This window comes from Flammeovirga pectinis (genome assembly GCF_003970675.1).
Lineage (GTDB): Bacteria > Bacteroidota > Bacteroidia > Cytophagales > Flammeovirgaceae > Flammeovirga > Flammeovirga pectinis.
The window spans coordinates 1,370,308-1,396,474 of sequence record NZ_CP034562.1; the positions used below are offsets into that span (position 1 = coordinate 1,370,308).

General features: G+C 32.8%; 19 protein-coding genes. 16 read left to right on the plus strand and 3 right to left on the minus strand.

From position 1 onward, the window contains the following. Nucleotides 1-179 precede the first annotated feature (179 nt). Together EI427_RS05505 and EI427_RS05510 are read left to right on the plus strand one after the other, a co-directional pair. The gene (locus EI427_RS05505) at nucleotides 180-4,550 is read left to right on the plus strand and encodes a CusA/CzcA family heavy metal efflux RND transporter (protein WP_126612476.1); all 4,371 of its coding nucleotides are present in this window, start codon (nucleotides 180-182) and stop codon (nucleotides 4,548-4,550) included. 50 nt (nucleotides 4,551-4,600) lie between these two features. After that, nucleotides 4,601-5,791, plus strand: a complete 1,191-nt coding sequence (locus EI427_RS05510) for an efflux RND transporter periplasmic adaptor subunit (protein ID WP_126612478.1) — start codon at nucleotides 4,601-4,603, stop codon at nucleotides 5,789-5,791. Nucleotides 5,792-5,860: 69 nt separating this feature from the next. On the opposite strand, the gene EI427_RS05515 is transcribed toward EI427_RS05510, so the two are convergent. Continuing rightward, the gene (locus EI427_RS05515) at nucleotides 5,861-6,667 is read right to left on the minus strand and encodes a hypothetical protein (protein ID WP_126612480.1); all 807 of its coding nucleotides are present in this window, start codon (nucleotides 6,665-6,667) and stop codon (nucleotides 5,861-5,863) included. A gap of 232 nt (nucleotides 6,668-6,899) precedes the next feature. Here EI427_RS05515 and EI427_RS05520 point away from each other — a divergent pair, with 232 nt between their 5' ends. Then, nucleotides 6,900-7,463, plus strand: a complete 564-nt coding sequence (locus EI427_RS05520; protein WP_126612482.1) for a sigma-70 family RNA polymerase sigma factor — start codon at nucleotides 6,900-6,902, stop codon at nucleotides 7,461-7,463. Nucleotides 7,464-7,473: 10 nt separating this feature from the next. Continuing rightward, on the plus strand, nucleotides 7,474-7,713 hold the full coding sequence (locus tag EI427_RS05525; RefSeq protein WP_126612484.1) for a hypothetical protein: 240 nt from the start codon (nucleotides 7,474-7,476) through the stop codon (nucleotides 7,711-7,713). Between the two features lie 5 nt (nucleotides 7,714-7,718). On the opposite strand, the gene EI427_RS05530 is transcribed toward EI427_RS05525, so the two are convergent. Both EI427_RS05530 and EI427_RS05535 read right to left on the minus strand, forming a co-directional pair. Next, a complete protein-coding gene (locus tag EI427_RS05530) occupies nucleotides 7,719-8,825 on the minus strand; it encodes an acyltransferase family protein (protein ID WP_126612486.1) in 1,107 nt (368 codons plus the stop codon). A gap of 106 nt (nucleotides 8,826-8,931) precedes the next feature. After that, nucleotides 8,932-10,119, minus strand: a complete 1,188-nt coding sequence (locus EI427_RS05535; protein ID WP_126612488.1) for an acyltransferase family protein — start codon at nucleotides 10,117-10,119, stop codon at nucleotides 8,932-8,934. A gap of 470 nt (nucleotides 10,120-10,589) precedes the next feature. Between EI427_RS05535 and EI427_RS05540 the strand changes: the two genes are divergently transcribed. The 12 genes from EI427_RS05540 (at nucleotide 10,590) to EI427_RS05595 (ending at nucleotide 26,162) form a co-directional block, all read left to right on the plus strand. After that, nucleotides 10,590-11,144 (plus strand): acetate uptake transporter, encoded by a 555-nt coding sequence (locus EI427_RS05540; RefSeq protein ID WP_126612490.1) that lies wholly within the window; start codon nucleotides 10,590-10,592, stop codon nucleotides 11,142-11,144. A 238-nt stretch (nucleotides 11,145-11,382) separates the two neighbouring features. Beyond that, a complete protein-coding gene (locus EI427_RS05545) occupies nucleotides 11,383-12,315 on the plus strand; it encodes a hypothetical protein (RefSeq protein ID WP_126612492.1) in 933 nt (310 codons plus the stop codon). A gap of 808 nt (nucleotides 12,316-13,123) precedes the next feature. After that, nucleotides 13,124-13,618 (plus strand): hypothetical protein, encoded by a 495-nt coding sequence (locus EI427_RS05550; protein WP_126612494.1) that lies wholly within the window; start codon nucleotides 13,124-13,126, stop codon nucleotides 13,616-13,618. A gap of 82 nt (nucleotides 13,619-13,700) precedes the next feature. Continuing rightward, a complete protein-coding gene (locus EI427_RS05555) occupies nucleotides 13,701-14,252 on the plus strand; it encodes a helix-turn-helix domain-containing protein (RefSeq protein ID WP_170178402.1) in 552 nt (183 codons plus the stop codon). 332 nt (nucleotides 14,253-14,584) lie between these two features. Continuing rightward, a complete protein-coding gene (locus tag EI427_RS05560; RefSeq protein WP_240655371.1) occupies nucleotides 14,585-16,102 on the plus strand; it encodes an HsdM family class I SAM-dependent methyltransferase in 1,518 nt (505 codons plus the stop codon). Beyond that, nucleotides 16,095-17,396, plus strand: a complete 1,302-nt coding sequence (locus tag EI427_RS05565) for a restriction endonuclease subunit S (RefSeq protein WP_126612500.1) — start codon at nucleotides 16,095-16,097, stop codon at nucleotides 17,394-17,396. The genes EI427_RS05560 and EI427_RS05565 overlap by 8 nt, the downstream gene beginning before the upstream one ends. A gap of 16 nt (nucleotides 17,397-17,412) precedes the next feature. Next, complete coding sequence (locus EI427_RS05570; protein WP_126612502.1) at nucleotides 17,413-19,224, plus strand: ATP-dependent nuclease; 1,812 nt, start codon at nucleotides 17,413-17,415, stop codon at nucleotides 19,222-19,224. Nucleotides 19,225-19,575: 351 nt separating this feature from the next. Further along, nucleotides 19,576-20,685, plus strand: a complete 1,110-nt coding sequence (locus tag EI427_RS05575; protein WP_126612504.1) for an AAA family ATPase — start codon at nucleotides 19,576-19,578, stop codon at nucleotides 20,683-20,685. Nucleotide 20,686: 1 nt separating this feature from the next. Next, nucleotides 20,687-21,286, plus strand: a complete 600-nt coding sequence (locus EI427_RS05580) for a DUF3226 domain-containing protein (protein ID WP_126612506.1) — start codon at nucleotides 20,687-20,689, stop codon at nucleotides 21,284-21,286. A 60-nt stretch (nucleotides 21,287-21,346) separates the two neighbouring features. Then, a complete protein-coding gene (locus tag EI427_RS05585; protein ID WP_126612508.1) occupies nucleotides 21,347-22,111 on the plus strand; it encodes a transposase in 765 nt (254 codons plus the stop codon). Between the two features lie 299 nt (nucleotides 22,112-22,410). Then, nucleotides 22,411-25,551 (plus strand): type I restriction endonuclease subunit R, encoded by a 3,141-nt coding sequence (locus tag EI427_RS05590; protein ID WP_126612510.1) that lies wholly within the window; start codon nucleotides 22,411-22,413, stop codon nucleotides 25,549-25,551. A 5-nt stretch (nucleotides 25,552-25,556) separates the two neighbouring features. Beyond that, complete coding sequence (locus EI427_RS05595; RefSeq protein WP_126612512.1) at nucleotides 25,557-26,162, plus strand: hypothetical protein; 606 nt, start codon at nucleotides 25,557-25,559, stop codon at nucleotides 26,160-26,162. Nucleotides 26,163-26,167 lie beyond the last annotated feature (5 nt).

The following is a 26,167-nucleotide window of genomic DNA, read 5'->3' on the forward strand; positions in this document are numbered from 1 at the left end:
TCGATAGTAAATATCGGTAGTGATTAACCGAAAATCACTTTAATTTATACACTAATATTTATTTTCACGCATTTAAAATATACACGTACATAGTGATACTTTTTATCCTTTTTTAATTTTTAAAGGGTTTAGTGTTATCTATTTAACTTGTATATCTACTACAAACAATTTCATTTTTTATGATTAATAAAATCATATCATTTTCAATAAATAATAAGCTGTTTATTGGAATATTTATCATTGCATGGTTATGTGGTGGTATTTGGAGCATAATGAATGTTCCCGTAGATGCTGTACCAGATATTACAAATAATCAGGTACAAGTAATTACACAAGCCCCAAGTTTGGGTACAGAAGAAATAGAACAATTTATTACCTACCCTGTAGAATTGGCCATGTCTAATTTACCAGAGGTAAAAGAAATCAGATCGGTAAGTAGATCAGGTTTGTCTTTGGTTACCATTGTTTTTTCTGATGAAATAGGTACCTATCTACCTCGACAATTAGTACAAGAAAAATTGGCAGAGGTAAAAGAGAAAATTCCAAAAGGTTTTGGAGAACCTTTTATTGGTCCGATTAGTACAGGCTTAGGAGAAATTTACCAATATACTTTAGATGTAGCTCCAGAGTACAGAAATCAGTATTCTTTAGCAGATCTTAGAACAGTTCAAGATTGGATAGTACGCCGTCAGATGGCCATGGTTCCTGGTGTAGTAGAAGTAAATGCATTTGGTGGGTACATCAAAGAATATGAAGTAGCAGTTAGACCAGATGTTTTAAAATCTATGGGTATTTCGCTATCTCAAGTATTTGATGCTTTGGAACTAAATAACCAAAACTCGGGTGCTGCATACATAGAGAAAAACCACAAAGCCAACTTTATTAGAGGCGAAGGGTTAGCAAGGTCTTTAGAAGATATCGAAAATATCTTGGTCGAAAATCAAAATGGTATCCCGATTAAAATTAGAGACATCGCCAAAGTTCATTTTGGACATGCTGTAAGATATGGTGCACTTACTAAAGAAGGACAAGGGGAAGCTGTTGGTGGTATGATTTTGATGTTAAAAGGTGCTAACTCAAGTGATGTAATTCAAGCAGTACAAGATAGAGTTGCTCTTATTCAAAAATCATTGCCAGAAGGTGTTCAAATAAAAGAGTTCTTAGCAAGAAATAAATTAATTAAAAAGACAACCACAACAGTTAGAAATAATCTAATTGAGGGTGCTTTGATTGTTATTTTTATTCTAGTACTCTTACTTGGTAACTGGAGAGGTGGTTTGGTTGTAGCCTCTACAATTCCGTTATCTCTATTATTTGCCTTTATGATGATGTACCAATTTGATGTATGGGCAAACCTAATGAGTTTAGGCGCCATTGATTTTGGTATTATTGTAGATGGTGCTGTTATTATAGTCGAGGCAACGGTATTTATGCTACATAAACAGATTGTAGGTAAAACAATGCTGACTCAGCAAGAACGTGACGAAACAACGTACAAGGCATCAAGTAAAATGATGAATTCCGCATTTTTTGGTCAGTTGATAATTCTTATCGTTTTTGCTCCAATATTAACATTAGAAGGTGTAGAAGGTAAAATGTTTATTCCAATGGCACTTACATTTATGTTTGCCATGGTTGGGGTAATGATTTTATGTTTAACGTATGTACCAATGGTATCTTCGTTATTTATTAAGGTAAAACCATCTACTAAATTACATGTAGGCGATAAGATTGTGAGAGCAATAGAGAATTTTTATGCGCCAATATTACAGTCAGCATTAAACCACGGGAAAGCAATCATAGCAGTATCATTAATTACGTTAGGGGGTGCTATTTATATTTTCTCAACGCTTGGTGGCGAATTTATGACACAACTAGACGAAGGAGACATAGCTTACCATGTAATTATGAAACCGGGCTCTTCTTTAGACGAAACGATAAAAGCAACTACTCAGATTGAGAAAATTATGAAAGATAATTTTCCAGAGATTGAGCAAGTAATGAGTAGAATAGGGGTTGCAGAAGTCCCTACAGACCCAATGCCAATGGATGTTGCAGATTGTTTAGTGATCTTAAAACCTAAAGATGAGTGGACTTCTGCTACTACAAAAGAAGAATTGATTGATAAAATCAAAGAAAAAATATCTATTGTACCTGGCGTAAATTATGAGTTTACACAACCTATTGAAATGCGTTTTAATGAACTTATTTCGGGTGTAAGAGAAGATATTGCCATCAAATTATTTGGTGAAGATCTTGATATTTTAGCCAATAAGGCAGAGCAGATAGCAAAAATAATAAATAATGTAGAAGGTATTGGAGATATGAAGGTGGAAGCAACTGCTGGATTACCACAAATATCTGTAAAATATAAACGTCAGAAATTAGCACAATATGGTCTTTCTATCAATGAATTAAACGTACTAATTCAAACCGCTTTTGCAGGTAGATCTGCTGGGATGATTTTTGAAGGTGAAAAAAGATTTGATTTAGTGGTACGTCTAGATAAACAAGAGCGCGAAAGTATAGAAGATCTTAGAGAGCTGTATGTAACAATACCTAATGGAAACCAGATTCCATTGTATTTAGTGGCTGATATAGATTACGAGCTTGGCCCAATGCAAATCAGTAGAGACAATACACAACGTAGAACGTATGTTGGAGTTAATGTTAGAGGCAGAGATATAGAATCTGTGGTAGAGGATATAAAAACAAAATTAGATGTAGAATTAGACCTTCCCGCTGGATACTTTATCCGTTATGGTGGTCAATTTGAAAACTTAGAAAGAGCAACTAAAAAATTAAAAATTGTTGTTCCTGTAGCCTTAGCATCTATCTTTTTCCTTTTATTCTTAGCATTAAGGTCTTGGAAAGAAACAATAATGATAAATATGGCAATTCCTTTTGCTACCATAGGTGGTATTTTTGGATTGTGGATAAGAGGTATGCCTTTTAGTATTTCTGCAGGTGTTGGCTTTGTGGTATTATTTGGTGTAGCTGTTCTAAATGGTCTAGTACTTATTGAAGGATGGAAAGAACTGAAAGACGAAGGAGTAACAGATATTAAAGAAAGAATTATAATGGGTGCAAAAAGAAGAATTCGCCCTATTTTATTGACAGCTTTAACAGATATTCTTGGCTTTTTACCAATGGCAATTTCTACATCGGCAGGGGCAGAAGTACAACAGCCGTTAGCTACAGTTGTTATTGGTGGTATGATAACATCAACATTGCTAACATTAATCGTTATTCCAATTTTATATCAAATGATAGAAAAAAGAAACAAATTAAGCGTTAGCCCAACAGTAGTGTTATTGGTTGGCGGTTTAATTGCTAGCTTTTTTATAGTTCCAACGGCTGTTCAAGCTCAAGAAACACCTCAAAATGTTATATCAACTTTAGAAGAAGCAATTCAATTAGGTGTTCAGCAAAATGGACAAATAAAAATTGCATCTGCTGATATAGAAGTTCAAGAACAGGGCAAAAGGGCTGCTATTGATATTAATAAGACAAGAATTACGGCGCAATATGGGCAGTACAACAGTTTTAATAATGATTTAGCTTTTGAAATTTATCAGACTATTGATTTTCCTACGGTGTATTCTAAACAAAAAAGTCTTGCTAAAGAAAAGGTATCTGGAAGTGAGATTAAGCTGGTAATGACGCAGAACGAAATTAAAAAAGAAATCCGTGCTGCATGGTATGAGTTGAGTTACCTCGTGGAAAGACAAGAATTATTACTATTTCAGGATAGTCTTTATCAAAGGTTTTTACATGCTGCAACTTTAAGATACGAAACGCAAGCAACTAATTTCTTAGAGAAAGCATCTGCCGAAACTCAGGTAATGCAACTTCAGAATGATTTGTTTTTGTTATCGTCTGATATTCAAATTCAGCAAAATACTTTAAGGGTATTACTCCAAGATACCGTTGGGTATGTGTTTGCTCCAAAATTACTAGAAAAAAGAAAAGTGGAGTTTACTAGGAGTGTAGAAGAGGTAACAAATAATCCACTTTTGGCCTATGCTCAAAAACAAATTGACATTGCAAATGCAGAAAAGAAAGTAGCTTCTGCAGAAATGTTACCAGGTTTAAATGTCGGTTATTTTAATAATTCTATGATTGGGTCAGCTACTTCAGATGGTGGAATTGCCACGTCATCAGATCGTTTTCAAGGTGTTTCTTTTGGTGTAGCTATCCCATTATTTTATGGGTCTAGTAAAGCCAAAGTAAATACCGCCAAGTTAAAAGCTCAAATGGCTCAGATAAGTGCAGAGCAGTACAAAATTCAATTAGAAGGACAGTACACTCGCCTTGGTCAGCAAATTTTGCAATTAACAGGGAGTTTAGAATACTACGAAACAAAGGCCTTACCACAAGTAGAACGAGTAATTGATAATGCTCAGAAAAGTTTCGAAAATGGAGCAATTAACTATGTGGAGTATTTTCAGAATGTGAATCAAAGTTTGGAGCTGAAATACAAATACCTTACTACATTAAATAATTACAATCAGGCAATTATTCAGTTAGAATACGTAGTGGGTAATTAATATTTTTTGTTTAAAAAAGTAGATGGTAACATCATCAAAAGAAATAGAGCATGAAAAAGACAGTATATATATTCAGTTTATTGGTTTTCTTCCTTTCATCTTGTGGTACAGAATCATCAGAAGATGAACATGGGCATCATGGACATGAGGAGCATGGCGGACACGAAGAACATGGTGATCATGGAGAAGAAGTTCACCTTTCTATGTTGCAATACAAAAGTATGGATATGGAAGTTGGTAAAATGCCAACAATGCATATTGGAGACTATGTTTTAACGAACGGTACATTAGAAGTTCCCCCTCAGAATGAAGCGGCAGTAACTGCTGTTATTGGTGCAAACGTAATAAGTATTAAAGTTATTGAAGGGGAAAAGATTAGAAAAGGACAAGTTTTAGCCTATCTAAACCATCCTAATTTGATAAGACTTCAGACGGATTATACAAGTAAATGGAATCAGTTGAAGTTTATGGAAGAAGATTACAAGCGTCAGAAAAAATTATTTGATGAAAATGTAGGTTCTGGAAGAGAGTATCAAAAATCTTCTGCTACTTATTATGCAATGCGTGGTGATGTGAAAGGTTTGGAAGCACAATTAAAAATGTTACGCCTTAATTTAAAGAGAATTCAAGAAGGACATATTTACGAGAATGTTCCCGTTGTGAGTCCTTTAAGTGGGTACATCAAATTGGTGGAGGTGAAAACAGGACAATATGTTGATCCTCAAAAAGCACTTTTCGAAGTGATTAATTTAGATGATATCCATGTAGACTTAATGGTTTATGAAAAAGATATAGCAAAGGTTAAAGTTGGACAGAATGTGTATTTCAAAACAGAAATAAAACCTGATGTACCAATGAGAGCAAAGATTTTTAATATTGGTAAATCTTTTGAGAATGATCCAAAAGCGATTCATTTACATGCAGATATTATCGACCAAAAAGAAGAGTTATTACCGGGTACTTATGTGAGAGGTAAAATAATGGTGAGTGACCAACTTTCATTGGCTTTACCAGAAGAAGCATTGGTACAAGAAGGCGATAAAATGTTTTTCTTTACGGCAGAAATAGAAGGCAATGAGTGGTCGTTTAAGCCTCAGGAAGTAATTGTAGGGACAAAAGATAACGGGTTTGCTCAAGTAAAGCTCTTAAAAGAGTTGAATCCAGAAGCAAAAGTAGCCCTTAATAATGCATATTATTTAATAGCAGAGATGAAAAAGTCTGAAGCTGAGCATGTGCATTAATTTGTAATAATTAGTAAAAAGTAAACCTCATAAGTTAAGTTGTAATCACTTAGCTTATGAGGTTTTTTATTAGATCACAATACCAACGCCTACATTTAGACCTTTAAAAACAACATCTGTAATTTTAGAATATTGATAGCCAACCTTTAAATAAGTATTTTTAATATATGCTTTTGCTCCAATCACTCCTTGTGTGTAATTAACATCATCTGATAAACCAGCAAAATACCAATTTGTGTATAGCGAAACGGGTTTTGCAATAAAGATTTCTGTACCAAAATTTAAGTTTGCACCAGAAAACCCATCTTCTAAAAATAGATGAGAAAAACCACCCCCTAACCATACATCTAAGCCAGTATACGTAAATAAGTGATAGGCAGCATTTACATTAAGTGTACCTATTAGATCTGCTTTTTTATCTTCAAATTTTTCTCTCATAAATAATGTATTGGCAGAAAAACTTATTTTTCTAGATAGGTTAAACTGTGCCATTGCATCTAAACCAAATAATTGCTGAGACTCGTAATAAATACCGCCATCTATGACTATAGTATTTGGTGTGTCTTTTGTCTCATTGCGCGTATATTTTCCGCTTCCTTTTTCCATATAGGGGTAATATTGTAATCCCATTGGAGCACCATGTTTTTCTGCTAAATCTCTTTCAGATGGAATTAAAGATGCTAATCCAATAAATAGTCCACCAATAATAGAAGCTCCTAGAGATGAATTGTTATTAGAACGTGAGCTAGAAGGACCATAATAATATGTAATTTTTTCTTTTTTAGTATTTCTTCTTACCTGTTCAATTTTACCTTGTCCAAATAGGGAAGGAGCTATAATTGTTGTTAGAAAAAATGCAATAAATATCTTTCTCATAATAATAGTTTTTGTGTTATTATGATGACAATTAGAGCGTAAGTAAGGACTTTTTTTATAGGAATATTTAAGATTAAAAAAACTATATATTAAAATGCGTTAACAGGTCTATTGAACCAAATTATCAGGTTTAGATATCAAAAATGTTTGTTCGAATTAAAAATCTATTTTGATATTTTAGATTTATTTGCAAGCTTTATCAGATAAACAAAGTGTAGATGATATATAAATCATGAATACTCAATTACAAACAGACCAACTCACTGAATGGGTACATCTTTATTCGGATGATCTATTTAGATGGGCAGTGCAAAAAACAAATAAAGTTGATGTGGCTGAAGACCTCATTCAAGAGACCTTTATTTCTGCACACAAGGCTATGACGACTTTTGAAGGGAAGAGTTCTCCTAAAACATGGTTACATGCTATTTTACGAAATAAACTTATGGATTATTTCAGAAAACAAAAACGCTCTTACCAATCTACTACCGAAGAGGAATTAAACTTTTTTGATGTTAAAAAGGGTACTTGGAACCCTGAAAACAACCCAACAACTTGGCACAATGTAGAAGAGAATTTATTAGATAATAAAGATTTTACAATTGCATTGGCTACCTGTATAGAAAAACTACCTGATAGATGGCAACAGGCTATTCAATCAAAATATATTCAAGAAAAGAAGGCAGATGATATTTGTAAGGAATTACAAATCACAACGTCAAATTATTGGCAAGTGATTCATAGAGCAAAATTGAATTTAAGAAATTGCTTAGAGAATAATTGGTTTAAATCTTAATAGGACTACGATGATATCATGTAATCATGCAGCAATGCTTATTGATAAAAAAGAGGCAACTTCCATTAGTTTTATGGAGAATGTGAAATTGAAATTTCACGTAATGCTCTGTGCTACGTGCAAAAAGTACAAAGTGATGAGTAAACAGATAGATAGATCATTAAAAAAGTATGTTAGACAATATAATACTATTGATTTAAACCTTTCTGCAGAAAAGAAAGACGCCATTATAAAACGTCTTAAAGAATAATGGAATTACTTTTTTCTAAGCCAATTTCTTGCCTTTACTTCTACAAAATGATAGCTAAACATAGAGAATAAGATTGTGCTACCTAGAAAGACAAATATATAGGCTAAGCGCCATAATGAGGGCATTTCATCCCATCCAAATTCGACTTTCCATTGCGGAAATTGAAACCAAAAAAAGAAGAAAACTAACCCATGAATAAGGTAAATTGAATAAGAGATTTTACCAATATATTCAAAAAATGGTTTTTCTAAAATAGACTTTACCTTAGTGTTATTATAAGCAGCGGCAACAATAAGAAGTGAAAAGAGAGGGATGAAAATTAAATCATAGAACTTAAAATGAAAGCCTAAGAATATGGTAACAAGTAAGCCAACAAAAACATAATCTTTTGATAATTGTTCTTTACCATGTTTCCAAGTGTATACTCTGTATAGATTTACTCCAATAACAAACGAGAAAAGGCAACGTAAAAAGCCATAATCCCAAGTAATGTCTAAGGAATGATTAGGGTGTAACCTCACTAAAAAGTATAACCCAAAATAGGCAAGAAGCGAAGAAGAAACTAAGGCTATTTTATTCTGGCGACCCAAATAAGGCAAAAAGAAAACGGAAAGAAGGTAAGTTTCCCATTCTGCACCTATAGACCAAGAAGGCATATTCCAAGATAGAAAATGATAGGTGTTCATGGCATTGAACATTAAGAACTGCCCCGGTAAAGCTTCTTTAGCAAAATAAGTGGTCCAACTGCCATCTTCTTTTATCTGAGGGTAGAAGTGAGCAACTACTAGGGTACCAAGTAATACAATTAATAAGGTAAACAGATGTAATGGATAAATACGTGTAAACCGACTCCAGAGATACTTTTTTGCTTTTTGAAAATCGATTCCTTCGGTAAATAACTTTCCGTATACATGATAGATAATAAAGCCACTTAATAAAAAGAAAAAATCTACCCACAAATACCCCTTGGAAAATAAACCAGTGGCATCTCTGGGTAGAATTGCTCCGAGATCTCGGTAATAAGTACTCACATCTATATGGAATAAAACTACCCATAATGCGGCTATACCTCTTAAAGGTGTTAATGACGAGATGTGCTCTACTTTCCCCATAAATTATTAAAGTGTTTTTATTTAATCTATGGAAGATAGCTTTATTCTGATAAAAAGAAAAGTGATATTTTGTGTTTCACTTTCTTACTTTAATCAATGAGTAGTTTTAACCTAAAGGAGCTTGTTTCATTTTTGAAGATTTCTTTGTGGCATATTTCTTACCATTCAAAAATTTTCCAATAAAAGTCCCTCTCACTAAATATCTGTAAGAAGTAAAACAAACCACTCCTGTAACAGTAGCTACAATTAAGAATTTTAAGGTAGATGGAATTGGGTAATCTACAATTAAACCAGGTAAAAAGGCGGAGAAGATAAGATGAACAAGATATACCCAATAAGACGCATCAGAAATGTAACGCATTCTTGCGGAGTGTTTACTTGCATATCGTATAAATAACCCTGTTATACCAAAACAAAATAACCAACCCATCAATGAATTGATAATAATTAATTCTTGAAACCCTAAAGAGTTATAATTGAAAAATTGAACAGTAAAAAGTACAATAGCTAATACAGTCGACAACCAATCGAATTTTTTTAAGCTATCAAGTTTATCTTTTGATTTAAACAACAACCACCCAACTAAATAAAAAGAAGAATAAAATAAGAAGGTATTTAAATCTGGAATATATGACGTAGATGTTTCTACTCTTGCAATACCAATAAAAAGGTAAACACCATAAGAACATAAAGGAAATAAAGATAGGCGTATAAATGGATTTTGTATTACAATAGAAAACTTCTCTTTAATAAGTTCACTAACATGGGGTGCAGTTTTAAAAAGTAAACCAAGACCTACAAAAAATAGACTAATAAGTATTAAGTAATACATAAACCATAAGTGGAATGTACTTAATGGTATAAAAGCCAATGGATTTTCGAAAATCTGAAGGGCAGATAAAAATGGTGTAACATCATTATCAAATACACCCATAGAATATTTAAAGCCAACAATTAAGAAAAAATTGAGAATTGGCAAGAAGACTAAGAAAGGAAGTACAATTCTTTTAAACCTATTCTTCAACATTCCCAAAGTTCCTTTATCATAAAACAATAAAGCACCAAAGAAACCGGCAATCAAGAAAAATATCGGCATTCTAAAAACATGAATTAGTAATCCGATGTAATCATTTGTAAAATGAGTTGTAAGTGGGTCTTTCAATCTCCAAGCACCACCATAGTCTGCACTTCCATAAGTAATAGCAGAATGAATAATGAGTCCAAGAAGCATCATTATACCTCTTAAAGCATCTAAAGAATGTAATCGTTCTGATTTTTGAATGAGATTTTTCATTAATAGTTTTTTGTCTACCAAAAACGCGCACAGTTATGGTAGTTATTATAGTTAGAGAGTAGCTGATTTATATAGTGCGGTAAATATAGGAGTGAAGAGGTGTTTTTCAAAAAAAAATGTGTAAATAACAGAATTGGTGGTGTACTTTGTTGTATTCCCTTGTAAATTAACTATCTCATTGATAATGAATGATTAATCATTTGATTATTTCAATGAATTGGTACCATTTTTTAGACCTCAATTGCTTCAAATTAGCTTTTTGTAAGTATACGTTTTTGTAGAAATAACAACGTAAAGGATAAGTGTAAAAAGAAGGATAACATCTATTTTATACCCTTTTGATGTTAAGCCATAGCGTTACATTTCATTAACTAGAACTTACTTTATTATTTAATACTTTTGCGGACCCAAGAAATCAGCAACGCTATTACTATAAAGAATTTTTATTGTACATCATTAAATTTTAAAAAATGAAAAATGGCAACCCTGCAGTAGTGGGTTTAGCTGGTTTTGGCTTAACGACATTATTATTACAATTCCATAATTTAGGATGGATAGGTTTAGGTCCTGTATTATCTATGGGAGTGATTTTTGGAGGTTTAGCACAATTTATAGCGGGCTTTCAAGAGCAAAAAATGGGAAATAGTTTCGGCTTTTCAGCATTTGTATCTTATGGTGCATTTTGGATGGGATTGTGTATTATTTGGTTATGTAATCACTACGGAGTTTACGAATCTAGCCATACAGATGTAGGTTTTTATTTATTAGCATGGATGCTTTATACAGCAATTATGTTTGTGGGTAGCTTACGTATTCATACCGCAATGGCAATTACTTTTGGAACACTTTTACTTGGTTTTTTATTCCTAGTATTAGAGCATTTTGTATCTCCAGCATTTAAAACAATTGCTGCTATCGACCTTATTATTTGTGCATTATCAGCATGGTATATGATGGCTGCAGCAATTATTAATGAGTTAGCAGATAGAGTTGTGCTTCCGTTAGGGAAGAAGATAATAAAGTAAGAAACCTCTAAGAAATAGTTTCTAACATTTATTTAAAAGTAGGAAACAGTAGTTGAGTGTAAAGCCAACTACTGTTTCCTACTTTTTTTGTCTCTGAAAAATGCATTGAAAAATTCTTATAGAGTGTTACTCATATAGAGTAATTGGGTTTATTAGTTTAATGTTAACATGTCTGTACTGAATTAATATAATTGCAAAAATACGTTAAATTTGATGTTATCAATCAACTACTCTCATCATGAATATCAATCAAAAACAATTACTTCAACATATTAGAGATAATGTAAAAGCAGAAAAAATTCCTTTAATAATTAATGGTACTACTGCTACATTAGGTCACATGACAAAAGAATTCACAGATAGAAGTGGTGAATTTATAGATTATTTTAAGGACAGAGCTTATGCTCATGGAATGTCTGCAGAAGAGTTGTATGATAGTATGCCTACTTATTCTAAAGTAATGGGAGATGAGGGGCTTACCGAGTGGCTAAAAGGAAAACATATCTCACATATAGGTAGTCAGTTTAACCATCCAGAATTATCCGATGAAATTAAGAATGTTATTTTTGAAGATGGTTCTGTAAACATGTCGAGAGGAGCATCAGACATGGAACTGAATGAAGTACTTATTTCTTGGTTTGATGGACTCCTAGATGCAATAGGTATTGATACTGATATTGCCTATGAGGTTTCTGATATAATGGTAGATATAATTCCTTTTATAGGTATCTTTTTATTGGGTATCATGATTTCTAATTACCATAACGGAGATGAAATAAGAAAAGAAAAGATAATTTCTACCATGAAGATGGTATTCGCTAATTTGTCAATACCAATTCTTATAACTGTTGTTCTTGGTTTAAAAGTGGCTGCAATTTATTCTACTGTAAAGCTAATCTTATTTATTTTAGAGATGATAGGTAAGTTTGCTCAAAAATATATTGAAGATCAAAAAGAACTTGAGATTACTTTAATTTATATCAATAAAGCGAGAACAGTTTTACCTAACAAAGTGGGGACTATTATAGGTACTCCAACTAAATATCTGATGGATCTTTCGAGTAAAGGAATTACGGAAGGGTCTGCTTTTGGGAAGAAAACATTTCAGGATTTGAAGCAAAAAATAAAAAGTAAGATAGAAGAAAAAAAACTTGGAAAAGTTATTAATTAGCTATAATTCAAACATCTTCTTAAAACTCCTAAATTGTTAATTTTTTGATTTCAATGTAGGAGTTTTTTATGTTTAAAATTAAGTCGGTAACACTGTAAAATATGAAGTATAGGTGATAATAACGTATAGAATTATAGACTACTCTAGCATGATATTGAAATACATTAGATATAGCAAATTTAGAAAAAATAGTTCTTATAGTTAAAACTTGATGTGCACCATTTTTTTGTCTTTCGCACTAAAAAAATATAGAAATGACATAAATGCACCATTTTTTAGAAGAAGAGGATTATCTTTCTATTAAACAAATATTATTTTTTGAGCTGATCTATAGATAGATTTTACAGTTTTCTTTACATAGATGGTTACCTATGTATAGATTTCTTGATTTTCTTTACATAGGTAGTAGGCTATGTAAAGGTTTTGCGATTTTCTTTACATACCATCTTAGGTTATTATTAAGACAAATTTTAGTATTACCTTAATAAGGTTACCAAGAACCTAGACAATAGAGCTTATACAATCAATACTTCTGTATCCAAGAAATAGGATAGCTTCTATGTCAATAATACGATGTGTTGCTATATTATAGAAACAATAAATAGTGTATTCTATTTTCTTTAATAATTGAACACCAACATTTTACACCCACTAAATAAATCAAAAAGTATATTAACTAATGTTATAAAATGGATTAAATGAGAACCTATTCACTTTAATATACGAATACCTAACTAACACGAAATTACTTAACGATCGATCCCAAATAATTTCTGCTTAATTATTTCTCAACTAAATAAATAATCCAATGAATAACTTAGATCTTACAGCAGCAATAAATGCAGCGAACTTAGGCAATACCGTAAAAACAGCTACTGAATTACAAAGTGTAATCGATGAATTAAGAGATATTTATCGAGCATCTTCTTTAAAGAAGTTTCAATACGAAGTAGCAAACGAAAATAAGGAAGATTTACTGGAAAATAGGATGGAAAGTATTATTGATATCCAAAGTAAAATGGATAAAAATACGCTATTCATTAATGCGTTAGATCCCGTTGATAATGCAGAAGATATTGCAGATTTAGAACATGAAAATGCAAAACTTCAGTTACAGATAAAAGACAAGCAAGAAGCAATGGAAACAACTAGTGCATCTCGATTAAAAACCATTTACGACAGTATTAAGGCAGAGGTCTTGAAAGTTCAGGAAGCGGAAGTCTTAGAGGTTTTGAAAGAAGCATTTTCTTTTGGAGACAATCAAGGTTGGTCTGTAAATGATTATGGTTTAAAAACAGTTTAAATTTATTGTACTCATTGAAAGTTATGGAAAACAGGTCGAAAGGCCTGTTTTTTTTGAAATACTTTTTTTAACGCTAATGATCATGAAAAACTTAACCTACCACCAAAGAATACAATTAGAAGTAGCCTATGCTGCTAAAATAAGTGTAAAAGGAATTGCCCATTTATTAGAAGTAGCAACCTCTACTGTTTACAGAGAAATAAAAAGAAACAGCATGCCCGAAGGTAGGTACATTGCTGAGTATGCCCAAAAGTTATCCATTGCTAGAAAAAAATTAGCTGGAAGTACAGAGAAGAAAAGTTTTATCTTCCATTACAAAAGAAAGAAATACGTTTTGTATGCCGATCGTCGTAAAATACGTTGGTACAGCGATGCTCACAGAAACGATTACATTTTCTCTCCCTATTATAAAATGAGACGTATGGGACCAAGAAAAGTATACAATAAATACTATGGTTTTATAGTCTATCATTTTATGGACAATAAACCTTTGTATGAATTCTTATATGCCCATTTGCAATTGAAACGAAAAGTGAGAAAAGCACGTCTGCTTCTTAAAAGTACATTTCAAAAATTCATTTTCATAAATCCCCAAACAGCTACAATTAGTCTTCCTACTACCAAGGCGGCTTAATGCCTTAATTGTTCTTATTTTTACCAACTGAACAAAATTTCTAACTTCATTACCCAGAAAAGATAAATGCACAACTGTTTTTATTTTATTTACCTCTTCTTTAGCCGTTTAACAGTTATTTTTTTGCCTAATTTTTGGTGTGGAGAAGATGTGTTGCGATTGCTCACGAAATTATTTGAAGGTATGTTGTTATTATCAATTAAATAACAAGAATCACCTTCTCTGTACAACAAAATTTCTTAACTTCACAAACCAATTAATTGATATAAAAGAACTATAGTTACTGGTATATAGATATGGCAAAAAAAATAGCCCCAAAGAAGCAAAAGAGCATGGAGGAAACGCTCTGGGACTCGGCAAACAAATTACGTGGTACAGTAGAATCATCAGAATATAAACATGTGGTATTAGGCTTAATTTTCTTGAAGTTCTCTTCGGATAAGTTTGAGGAACGCAGAAAGGAAATTATTGCAGAAGGACAGGAAGCATTTGTAGAAATGAAAGAGTTCTACAATATGAAGAATGTGTTTTTCTTGCCGGAAGATTCGAGATGGTCTGAGTTGATGAAGAATGCCAAGCAAGATGATATTGCATTAAGAATAGATACGGCTTTGCATACCATTGAGAAGAACAATCCGAGTTTAAAAGGGGCGTTGCCAGACAATTATTTCTCTCGTTTAAACCTTGATCCTAGTAAGCTGTCGGCTTTATTGGATACCGTTAATGATATTGATACGGTGGCTGACAATGAAAACGATATTGTTGGTCGTATCTACGAGTATTTCTTAGGTCGTTTTGCTTCGGTAGAAAAGAAAGGCGGTGGTGAGTTTTATACACCGAAGTGCGTGGTAAACTTGATTGCCGAAATGTTAGAACCATTTAAAGGGAAAATCTACGATCCTGCTTGTGGTTCTGGAGGTATGTTTGTGCAGTCCTTGAAGTTTGTAGAAAACCACCAAGGGAATACCAAAGATATTTCAATTTACGGTCAAGAATATACGGCTACTACCTATAAGTTGGCGAAAATGAACTTAGCCATTCGTGGCATCTCTGCCAATTTAGGAGAAGTACCTGCGGATACGTTTACTAAAGATCAACACCCCGATTTAAAAGCCGATTATATCATGGCAAACCCTCCTTTTAATCAAGACCAATGGAGAGAGAAAGGAGAGTTGGAAGATGATCCTCGTTGGGCAGGATTTACAACACCTCCAACGGGCAATGCCAACTATGCTTGGATTTTGCATATGCTAAGTAAGTTATCCGACAAAGGAACTGCAGGTTTTGTCTTAGCCAATGGTTCGATGAGTTCCAATACTTCTGGGGAAGGAGACATTAGAAAGCAGCTGATTGAAAACGACTTGGTGGATTGTATTATCGCTTTACCGGGACAATTGTTTTACTCTACTCAAATTCCTGTTTGTTTATGGTTTATCACCAAAAGCAAGAAAGATGATCCTGAACATGACTACAAAGAACGACAAGGGAATACGCTCTTTATTGATGCCCGAAATATGGGATCGATGGTAGACAGAACCCACAAGGAATTGACACAAGAAGATATTGGAGACATCACCAAAACCTACCATGCTTGGAGAGGAGAACAAAAAGATGGTGATTACGAAGATGTAGCAGGCTATTGTAAATCGGCTACTTTAGAAGAAATTAAAACCAATGATTTTGTATTAACGCCTGGTCGATATGTAGGGGTAGCAGAAGAGGAAGACGATGGAATTCCTTTTGAGGAAAAGATGAGTGCTTTAAATACAAAACTCAAAGAGCAAATGAAACAGTCGGAAGCATTGGATATTGAAATTTGTGAGAACTTAAAATTGTTGGGGTATGAGTAGTGAGTGGGTTAAAACAAAACTTAAGAGTCATATAGAATATAACAAAGGTTTTGCTTTTAAAAGTAAAGATTTTGTAGATGAGGGTTATCCCGTAGTTAAAGTAAAAAACTTTACAAGTGATTCTGTTGATATAACAGAATGTCAATACTTAGACTCTGAATCAGTTAAGGTTTATGATAAATATCTACTGAATGAAGATGATGTTTTGATAGCAACTGTCGGATCATGGTTAACAAATCCAAATTCTGTAGTCGGGAAAACAGTTAAAGTCCCTAAAGGTTTAGATAATGCATATTTGAATCAAAATGCAGTTAGATTAAAAGCTAAAGAAACAATAGATCAGAGGTTCTTATTTTATTTATTAAAGCATGATAAGTTTAAATATTATATTGTAGGAACAGCTCAAGGGAGTGCAAATCAAGCTAGTATTACTTTAAATGATATATTTAATTATGAGTTTCCTTTACCTCCTTTTTCTGAACAAAAACGCATAGCCAAAATCCTAGGCGACCTAGACGACAAAATCGAACTCAACCGCCAAACCAATAAAACCTTAGAAGAAATGGCACAAGCCCTTTTTCAGAGTTGGTTTGTAGATTTTGATCCCGTTATAGATAATGCCTTAAAAGCAGGAAATAGCATTCCCGAAGCCTTACAACAAAAAGCAGAAAAACGTAAAGCTCTATTAGGGAATAATCCTCATGCCTTACCAGAGACTATCCAATCTCTTTTTCCTAGTGCTTTTGTTTGGAATGAAGTGCTTGGGAAGTGGGTGCCTGAGGGGTGGGAGGTGAATGATTTAGGTGATAATCTTAATTTTAGAAGAGGTCATGACCTTGCAAAGACAAAAATGACAGGAAATGATTATCCTGTTATGGGTTCAAATGGAGTAATTGGTTATCATAAAGAATTTACTACTTCAAATCCTTGTATCACAATTGGTAGATCAGGGAATGTGGGTAAGCCAAAACTAACCTTGGAAAATACATGGGCTCATAATACTACTTTGTATATTGACAATTTTAAAGGAAGTGATCCATTCTACATTTTCTATTTAATTCAAACTCTAAATTTATCTAATTATAGAGGAGGTAGTGCTGTTCCAACCTTAAATAGAAATCATATTCATCCGATAAAAGTATGTTCTGCTCCTAATGAATTACAATTAATTCTATCTCAACACATTTCAAAGTATCATGATAAAATTGAATCTAATAAAGTAGATAATATTACTCTTGAAGGATTGAGGGATAGTTTATTACCGAAGTTGATTTCTGGGAGAATTTTATTATAAACAAAAACCAATAAACATGTCACATATAAAACTAACAGGTATACAGATAGAAAATTATCGTTCATTTAAAGCGTCTCAAGCTATACCATTCATTGATCCAAGTTATGGTAAGCCAATATCTATAATTGGTTATAACAATGTTGGTAAAACCACATTGATGAATTCAATATTATACGGATTACAATATAAATATGTATCACCAAATTCATTTACAATAGATGATTTTCATAATAGAGATATTAATAACATACCTAAGATTATTTTAGGTGTTGAAAGTTCTGTAGAATATAAATATTGCGGAGAAAAACAAGCAAACATGACTGGTTATCATAAATTAGATATTATAACAGATGGTGATCAGATTTCAGGAGGAAAAGTAGAATGTTTTTTTGAGAACTCATTTGAGGATAGAACAAAAAATTATAACGCATTTGGTGCACTTAGATACTTTAATATTTTTTATATCAATTTTCATAATATTAAAGATGAAATAGTAACACAAAAAAGTAGCTGGGGAAATATTAAATCTTTCTTGGGAAAACATATTCAAAAACTAATTTCAGAAGATTCTGAGATGAATGAAAAAAAAGACACATTTCATCAGTCTTTAAAAGTAACTACAGAAACGGTCTTAGAAGGTTCTAAAATTAAAAATTTTATTGAAGCAATAAATAAGAATTATGTTAGTAACCTTAGAAATCAAGCATGCCATATTGAGTTCGGTTTACCAAATTATGAAGATATTTTTCTTCAAATGCTATTTAAAATAGGTTTAAATGGAGATCAAGAAAATCTAGTACCTATTAATCATTTTGGGGATGGTTATATCTCTATGTTTATAATGGCAGTTATACAAGCTATTGCAGAATTTAGTGAAGACGATAAATGTTTATTCTTATTTGAAGAACCTGAAAGTTTTTTACATGAGAATCACCAAGAATATTTTTATAATAATGTCCTATGTAAGCTTGCCGAAAATGGTCATCAAGTAATCTATACTACTCATTCTGATAAAATGATAGATCCTTTTAACACGAGGAGTATTGTTAGATTAGATATGAATGAAAACAATGAAACAATTGTAAGTTACTCTAAACCATCAAATGAGTTTGAGTTTTCAAATCAAGGGACTTCAGAACCTGATGAAACAACTGGTGAGATAATAACTTATAAAGAATATAATCAGTTTATTAAATCTATTGAACCGAACCTAAATCGTATACTTTTTAGTAAAAAAGTAATATTGGTCGAAGGTCCAAATGATGTTTTAGTTTACAAGGAAATTATAAGAAAAAAGGTACTTGAAGCAGTTGAAAATAATGATACGATTATTGACAAAGATCTTTATGCTAGAACTTTTTTAAATTTTGAAAATATATCTATTGTTTGTCATCATGGTAAAACTACAGCAATTTATTTAACTGAGTTATGTAAACATTTTGGTATTGATTACTTTGTAATTAATGATTGGGATTTTGAGGAAGATGATATTTCAATTGAACACGTAGTTGAGTTAACTGATTTAAGAGCATCTCAATTATACAGAAGTCAACAAGATTCTAATAGAAAAGGTATGCTTACAAATAATTGGAATTTGCTTCAATCAGCTAGAAATAGTCAAATTCATTTTAATGTAAAAAAATTAGAAAGTGTAATTGGACATAATTCTGATAATAAAAATAGTCTACAAATTTGGAATTTGATTAAAAGTGATGATTTCGTCATTTCACATAATCTTTTTCCACAAAGATTATCTGATTTCATAGGTCTTCAAAATTTGAATATTAATAATTCAGGGGAAGAAGTTGAAGACCTACAACTAACTTAAAATAAAACTTATTGAATCATGCAATTCACCGAAGCAAAACTAGAAAACTCCTTTATCCAACTACTAGAACAGCAAAACTTCAGCTATCAAAAAGGAGAATAGCCTATTAATTATAATATAAATGTCCAGTTTATTTCAAAAAAAAACTGGACAAAAAACAGCATAAAGTACCATACAAAAACTTCAAGAATCCAACCGTATAGAGTTCAAGAGAGAGCTAACCGATAGTCTTGAAAAAGCATCTTTTAGACTTTTGAAGAATGTAAATTGGACAATAATTGAAAATTTGTCTTAGTAGCATTTATGGTTTAAATCAAAGGTTTCCGTATTTTTATAGAAAAAAACGATAGAATGACATTCGATACATTAGAAATAAAAGACTTTAAAGGTATACAATCCCTTACGGTAGAAGGATTAAAGAAGATCAACTTTATTGTAGGGAAAAATAATAGTGGGAAAAGTACTCTTTTGGATGCCTTATATTTAATTGCAAAGCAAGGCGATCCTAGGTCTATTATTGAACTTTTTGATATCAGACAATCATCATTACGAAAAGGGAAAGATTTAAAGTTTTTATTTCCTAGAGCGAACACAAAATTGTTTCCTGATTTATTAGCTTTTGATAATGAAAAATCTTGGGGTATTAGACTTCAGGCATATAGTGGAGATTTAAAAGACGGTCATCTAATAGGTTTAGAGAATATAGACCTTGAAATTGACGGAATAAGATTACTGAATGAGAAATCGACAAGACGAGAAAGTTTATTAAAACAGAATGATAAGGGTTTTTCAGGTCATGCTTCAAGTACTATTGTTGTTAGAAAGCATGAAGATACTACGTTTTATAATAGAAAAGTTCCTTTTGAATTTAAGTTTAATGATACTCAAAAAGGTATACCAATAAATTATGTACCCTCTAGTCCTACCTATCAAAACTTACTAGAAGAAACGCAAAGTGTTGTTCAAAAAAGGAAAAAAACAGAGTTAGTTGCGGTTTTAAATGAAATCGAACCACTTGTTGAAGATATAGAAATACTAGGTGAAGAAATTGGAATTGGATTAAAAGGTTGGGAAGAAATTGCCCCTTTAAAAACAATGGGAGAAGGCTTTGTCAAACTTTTTGGTTTGGTGGTTGCCATGCTCAATGCCAAAGATGGAATCTGTCTAATAGATGAAATTGAAAACGGATTACACTACAGTGTTCTTGAGAAAATTTGGAAACATGTAATACACGTAGCGAATGAATTAAATGTTCAATTATTTATAACAACACATAATATCGAAATATTGGAATCTTTCATTAATAGTGTAGAAGGCAATGAACAATTGAAGCAAACGAAGGAGGAAACAACATTGAATAGAATTCTCTTTCACCCAGAAAAAGGACATTTGGCTCAAACATATTCTTTTGAGGAGATTCAAAAACAAATTGAACTTGGCAACGAACTAAGAGGAAGATAAGATGGAGTTAGTAATATATTTAGAAGGGGATGCAGATATCCGTTTTTTAGAAGACTTTGTAGCCTATCATTTTCCAGATAAAAAAGAGCAAGTATCCTTTATCAATGTTGGAGGAAAAACAAGTCTACCTTCTAAGAAGAAAGATTTAGAAGAAGATAGCTTCAACGATAGAAAGTCCATTGTCATTTTTGATGCAGATGATGAAAGTAAACCTAATGGAGGAAAAGAAGCTAGTCTTACCTACCTTCAAAACGAATTAGAGAAAATCGATATTTCTCATATTGAAAATGAAGATATATTTTTATTTCCCAATCATAATGAAGAGGGTGACTTAGAAACTTTATTAGAACAACTTATTCCAGAAGGAAAAAGAAATGTATTAGCATGTTTTAGCGAATACCAAACTTGCTTATCTTCAATTAGAGATTCTTATACTCCTCCTTTAAATGTTCCAGATAATAAAATAAAGATGTATGCTTATGGATCTTTGTTAGGAGCAAAAGGATCAGAAACAGCTCGTTTTTATCTTACTAATCACTGGGATTTAGATGCTGAGTATGCAAAGCCATTATATGATTTCTTAGAAAAATATTTAAAATAGAGACCGTTGATTTAACGCTACATTCATTTTAATTTAGGTGGTCAAGTGTAATTTTTTAATATGGAAGAGAAATTCAACAATAAATATAGAATACCATCAGCACGATTACAATCATGGAATTATGCATGGGAAGCTGCTTATTTTGTGACAATTTGTACTGCCAATAAACAGCATTTTTTTGGTAATATAGAAAATGATAAAATGCATTTGTCATCAATTGGGAAAATTGTAAGACAGGAATGGTTAAAAACATTTGATATGCGACCTGATATGAATTTAATGATGGGGGAATATGTAATAATGCCGAATCATTTTCATGCGATCCTACACATTGGTAAAAATGAATATAATTCAGCCTCCGTAGAGACGCAATGCATTGCGTCTAATCAGGATATTGCGTCTAATCAGGATATTGCGTCTAATCAGGATATTGCGTCTAATCAGGATATTGCGTCTAATCAGGATATTGCGTCTAATCAGGATATTGCGTCTAATCAGGATATTGCGTCTAATCAGGATATTGCGTCTAATCAGGATATTGCGTCTAATCAGGATATTGCACCTGAACAGGATATACAGGAGACGCAAAGCATTGCGTCTCTACAGTGTGGAAACAAATTTGGTCCTCAACGTAAAAATCTATCGTCAATTATTCGTGGATTTAAAATTGGTGTGACTAAAAATGCACGTGTAATTCATGCTGATTTTGAATGGCAAGCAAGGTTTCACGATCACATTATTAGGAATCAGAAATCGTATGATAAAATTTCTAATTACATTGCGAATAACCCTTTATTATGGAAAGATGATAAGTTTTATGATTAATCCCCCCTGTAGAGACGCAATGCATTGCGTCTCTACGAACCATATACAAACCATGTACGGTACAAATATTTATGATGCATGTACAAACTATGAATAAAACACGTACGGTCAGTACAATTCATACAGGAGACGCAATGCATTGCGTCTCTACGAACCATATACAAACCATGTACGGTACAAATATTTATGATGCATGTAAAAACTGTGAACAAAACACGTACGGTCCGTACAATTCATACAGGAGACGCAATGCATTGCGTCTCTACAGAACCACATTATAACAAACAAAACAACCAATCATGCACTTCACCGAAGCAAAACTAGAAAACTCCTTTATCCAACTACTTGAACAACAAAACTTCATCTATCAAAAAGGAGAACAAATCAATAGAGAGAATCAGGAAGAAGTTTTAATCAAGGAGGACTTAAACGCCTATTTACATCAGCGTTATCCATCGCTTACGTCTCAAGAAATCAAGAGTATAGTAAGAGATTTGGAGAAGTTGCCTGCTTCGGATTTATACGATAGCAACAAAGCCATTATGCACAAAGTAGCGAATGGTTTTACTTTCAAAAGAGAAGATAGAAAGGAGAAAGATCTTTATATACAGCTGATTGATTACGATAACTTATCAAACAATCTATTTAAAGCCGTCAATCAATTAGAAATTCAAGGGTATGAGAACCTTCGTATTCCAGATGTGATTGTTTATATCAATGGTTTGCCTTTGGTAGTGGTAGAATTGAAGAGTGCCGTAAGAGAAAATGCCACTATACATGATGCTTACGTACAAATCACTACCCGTTACAGAAGAGACATTCCAGCACTTTTCAAGTACAATGCTTTTTGTGTAATCAGTGATGGAGTCAATAATAAAGCAGGTTCTTTCTTTGCTCCTTATGAGTTCTTTTATGCATGGAGAAGAACCGATGGAAGTGCTAAAAAAGAAGTAGATGGTATCGCATCCTTATATACCTTATTGGAAGGAATGTTTGCTCAAAATAGATTGGTGGATATTATTCATCACTTTATTTATATGCCAGACACTCCCAAAAGAGAAGAAAAAATTGTGTGTCGATATCCGCAATATTATGCGGTAAATGCCTTGTTTGAGAACATCAAAAAGCATCAAAAGCCAGAAGGTGATGGTAAAGGAGGTACTTACTTTGGGGCAACAGGATGCGGAAAAAGTTTTACAATGCTTTTCCTTACAAGAATGTTAATGAAAAGCCCTTATTTTGCCAGTCCTACCATTGTATTAATTACAGACCGCACCGATCTAGACAAACAATTGAGAGATCAGTTTGTCAATGCAAAAGAATATATAGGCGATAGTTTTGTACGAAGTGTAGAAAGCAGAACACAACTTAGAGAATACCTTCAAGGCAGAAACAGTGGAGGGGTGTTCTTAACCACCATCCATAAATTCACAGAAGATGCACAATTGCTTTCGGATAGAACCAATGTAATTTGTATTTCCGATGAAGCCCACCGTAGCCAAACTAACCTCGATCAGAAATTAACCATCACCGAAAAAGGAGTAAAGAAATCTTTCGGTTTTGCCAAGCACTTGCACGACTCCTTACCCCACGCCACGTATGTAGGTTTTACAGGAACACCCATTGATGCCACTTTAGAAGTATTTGGAGAAGTAGTAGATGCCTACACCATGACCGAATCCGTAGAAGATGAAATTACGGTACGTATTGTTTACGAAGGCAGAGCAGCAAAGGTAATTATGGATAATAGTAAACTCAATGAAATAGAGAATTACTACGGTCAGGTTTTAGAAGAAGGAGCAAGCGAATACCATGTAGACGAAAGTAAACGTCAATCTACCCAAATGGATGTTATTTTGGGAGATGAACACCGTCTACAAGCCATCGCTAAAGATTTTATTCAACATTACGAAGGCAGAGTAGAAGAAGGTGCTTCTGTAAAAGGAAAAGCAATGTTTGTGTGCAGTAGTCGTCAGATAGCCTATGCATTTTATCAGAAAGTCATCGCAATACGACCGCAATGGGCAACCCCATTAGACTGTGCAGAAGGAGAAACACTCACTGAAAAAGAAAAGAAAGAAAACCTCCCATTACCACGTATTAACATGGTCATGACCAGAGGAAAAGATGATCCTGAAGAATTGTACAATGCTTTAGGTAATAAACAATATAGAACCACTTTAGATCAGCAATTCAAAAATGCCAAATCCAATTTCAAAATTGCCGTTGTAGTAGATATGTGGCTCACAGGTTTTGATGTACCTTTTTTGGATACCATCTATATAGATAAACCTATCCAACAGCACAACCTTATTCAAACCATTTCTAGGGTTAATAGAAAGTTTGAAGGGAAAGACAAAGGATTGGTAGTAGATTATATCGGTATCAAAAAGAACATGAACTTAGCATTGGCACAGTTCAATAAAGTAGACAGCCAAAACTTCGAAGACATACAACAATCCATTACCGCCGTAAGAGATCATTTAGACCTACTCCGTAAAGTATTTCATAAGTTCGATGCTTCCTTATATTTCACAGGAAATGAATTGGAGCAATTAGAAACCCTCAATAAAGCATCAGAATTTGTACAACTTACAGAAGCCCTAGAAAAGCGTTTTATGAACTTGGTCAAACGCCTAAAATCTGCCTACGACATCTGTTCAGGAAGTGAAGAAATCAAAGACAAAGAAAAAGACGAAATCCACTTCTACCTCGCTGTTCGCTCCATTGTTTTTAAACTGACCAAAGGAGAAGCTCCTGATACCGATCAGATGAACAAAAAGGTAAGAGAAATGATCGCCGAAGCCATAAAAAGTGATGGAGTAGAAGAAATCTTCAAACTAGGCGATGAAAACGATAGTAAAATAGACATTTTTGATGAAGACTATTTGGCAAAAGTCAATAAAATCAAGATGCCTAATACAAAGATCAAACTTTTACAAAAACTACTCGCCAAAGCCATAGATGATTTTAAGAAGGTCAATAAAATAAAAGGCGTCGACTTCACAGAAAAAATGCAACAGTTGGTAAGTAAATACAACGAACGCAAAGAAGACGATGTATTGGTAGGTGAAGTATTAGAAGACTTCGCCGATGAAATCACTACCCTCATCTACGATCTTAAATCAGAAATGGGCTCATTCGCAGATATGGGTATCGACTTCGAAGAAAAAGCCTTCTATGATATCCTCTTAGCACTAGCCCATAAATACGATTTTAATTACCCCGAAGACCAAACAAAGGCATTGGCTCAAAAGGTAAAACAGATAGTAGATGATAAAGCCAATTACACAGATTGGAACACAAGAGACGACATAAAAGCCGAACTCAAAGTAGCCTTAATCTTACTTCTCCACGAGTTTAAATACCCTCCTGTAGATAGAGATGAGGTGTATAAGGAGATATTTGAGCAGGCGGAGAATTTTAAGAAGTATAATTGATTAGTATGAAAAGACCATGTGGAACTGAAATATTTCAAAGAATATCTGAAATTATTCATTGGAATAAAGGTGATAAATTAATTAAGACAGAGGAAACTTTGGTTAAGGAAGGGCTAGATTTATTGAGTTTAGGAAAAACAAAGAAAATTGAACATTGGCGTCCTTTTATTATAAGAAAAGAAGGAGTATCCGTTTCTTCATCAAAGGTATTTGATCTATTTAGGTTATACTTTGATGATTCTCTTAAAATCTTTGCCATTGAAGGGAGTACATTATCATATTCAGTTAAGATTTTAGAAGAAAGTGGTGAGCATATCAAATTCTGGTTTGTAGCAGATCTATTATTTTATCCATATGGTGATCCAAATATTGAGATAAAAAACTATATAAAAATATTTCACGAAAATGATTTTGAAACAATTATGGAAGTGAATCAATTTATTTCAGATCATGAGATGTGGGACGAGTTCAAAGGAATTAGAGCTAACCTTACTTTTAGTAATGAAAAAAAATATAAAGGTATTGAACCTTGCTTTTATAATATAATATCTAAGTTATTAGATAATGAAATTCTGACTGAAGAGCATGTTGTGTCATGGGAGAAGTTTTAATATAA

Excerpts from the sequence above, each read along its gene's own strand:
- EI427_RS05505 (WP_126612476.1), top strand. The coding sequence starts at position 180 with ATGATTAATAAAATCATATCATTTTCAATAAATAATAAGCTGTTTATT.
- EI427_RS05510 (WP_126612478.1), top strand. The coding sequence starts at position 4,601 with ATGAAAAAGACAGTATATATATTCAGTTTATTGGTTTTCTTCCTTTCA.
- EI427_RS05515 (WP_126612480.1), bottom strand. The coding sequence starts at position 6,667 with ATGAGAAAGATATTTATTGCATTTTTTCTAACAACAATTATAGCTCCT.
- EI427_RS05520 (WP_126612482.1), top strand. The coding sequence starts at position 6,900 with ATGAATACTCAATTACAAACAGACCAACTCACTGAATGGGTACATCTT.
- EI427_RS05525 (WP_126612484.1), top strand. The coding sequence starts at position 7,474 with ATGATATCATGTAATCATGCAGCAATGCTTATTGATAAAAAAGAGGCA.
- EI427_RS05530 (WP_126612486.1), bottom strand. The coding sequence starts at position 8,825 with ATGGGGAAAGTAGAGCACATCTCGTCATTAACACCTTTAAGAGGTATA.
- EI427_RS05535 (WP_126612488.1), bottom strand. The coding sequence starts at position 10,119 with ATGAAAAATCTCATTCAAAAATCAGAACGATTACATTCTTTAGATGCT.
- EI427_RS05540 (WP_126612490.1), top strand. The coding sequence starts at position 10,590 with ATGAAAAATGGCAACCCTGCAGTAGTGGGTTTAGCTGGTTTTGGCTTA.
- EI427_RS05545 (WP_126612492.1), top strand. The coding sequence starts at position 11,383 with ATGAATATCAATCAAAAACAATTACTTCAACATATTAGAGATAATGTA.
- EI427_RS05550 (WP_126612494.1), top strand. The coding sequence starts at position 13,124 with ATGAATAACTTAGATCTTACAGCAGCAATAAATGCAGCGAACTTAGGC.
- EI427_RS05555 (WP_170178402.1), top strand. The coding sequence starts at position 13,701 with ATGAAAAACTTAACCTACCACCAAAGAATACAATTAGAAGTAGCCTAT.
- EI427_RS05560 (WP_240655371.1), top strand. The coding sequence starts at position 14,585 with ATGGAGGAAACGCTCTGGGACTCGGCAAACAAATTACGTGGTACAGTA.
- EI427_RS05565 (WP_126612500.1), top strand. The coding sequence starts at position 16,095 with ATGAGTAGTGAGTGGGTTAAAACAAAACTTAAGAGTCATATAGAATAT.
- EI427_RS05570 (WP_126612502.1), top strand. The coding sequence starts at position 17,413 with ATGTCACATATAAAACTAACAGGTATACAGATAGAAAATTATCGTTCA.
- EI427_RS05575 (WP_126612504.1), top strand. The coding sequence starts at position 19,576 with ATGACATTCGATACATTAGAAATAAAAGACTTTAAAGGTATACAATCC.
- EI427_RS05580 (WP_126612506.1), top strand. The coding sequence starts at position 20,687 with ATGGAGTTAGTAATATATTTAGAAGGGGATGCAGATATCCGTTTTTTA.
- EI427_RS05585 (WP_126612508.1), top strand. The coding sequence starts at position 21,347 with ATGGAAGAGAAATTCAACAATAAATATAGAATACCATCAGCACGATTA.
- EI427_RS05590 (WP_126612510.1), top strand. The coding sequence starts at position 22,411 with ATGCACTTCACCGAAGCAAAACTAGAAAACTCCTTTATCCAACTACTT.
- EI427_RS05595 (WP_126612512.1), top strand. The coding sequence starts at position 25,557 with ATGAAAAGACCATGTGGAACTGAAATATTTCAAAGAATATCTGAAATT.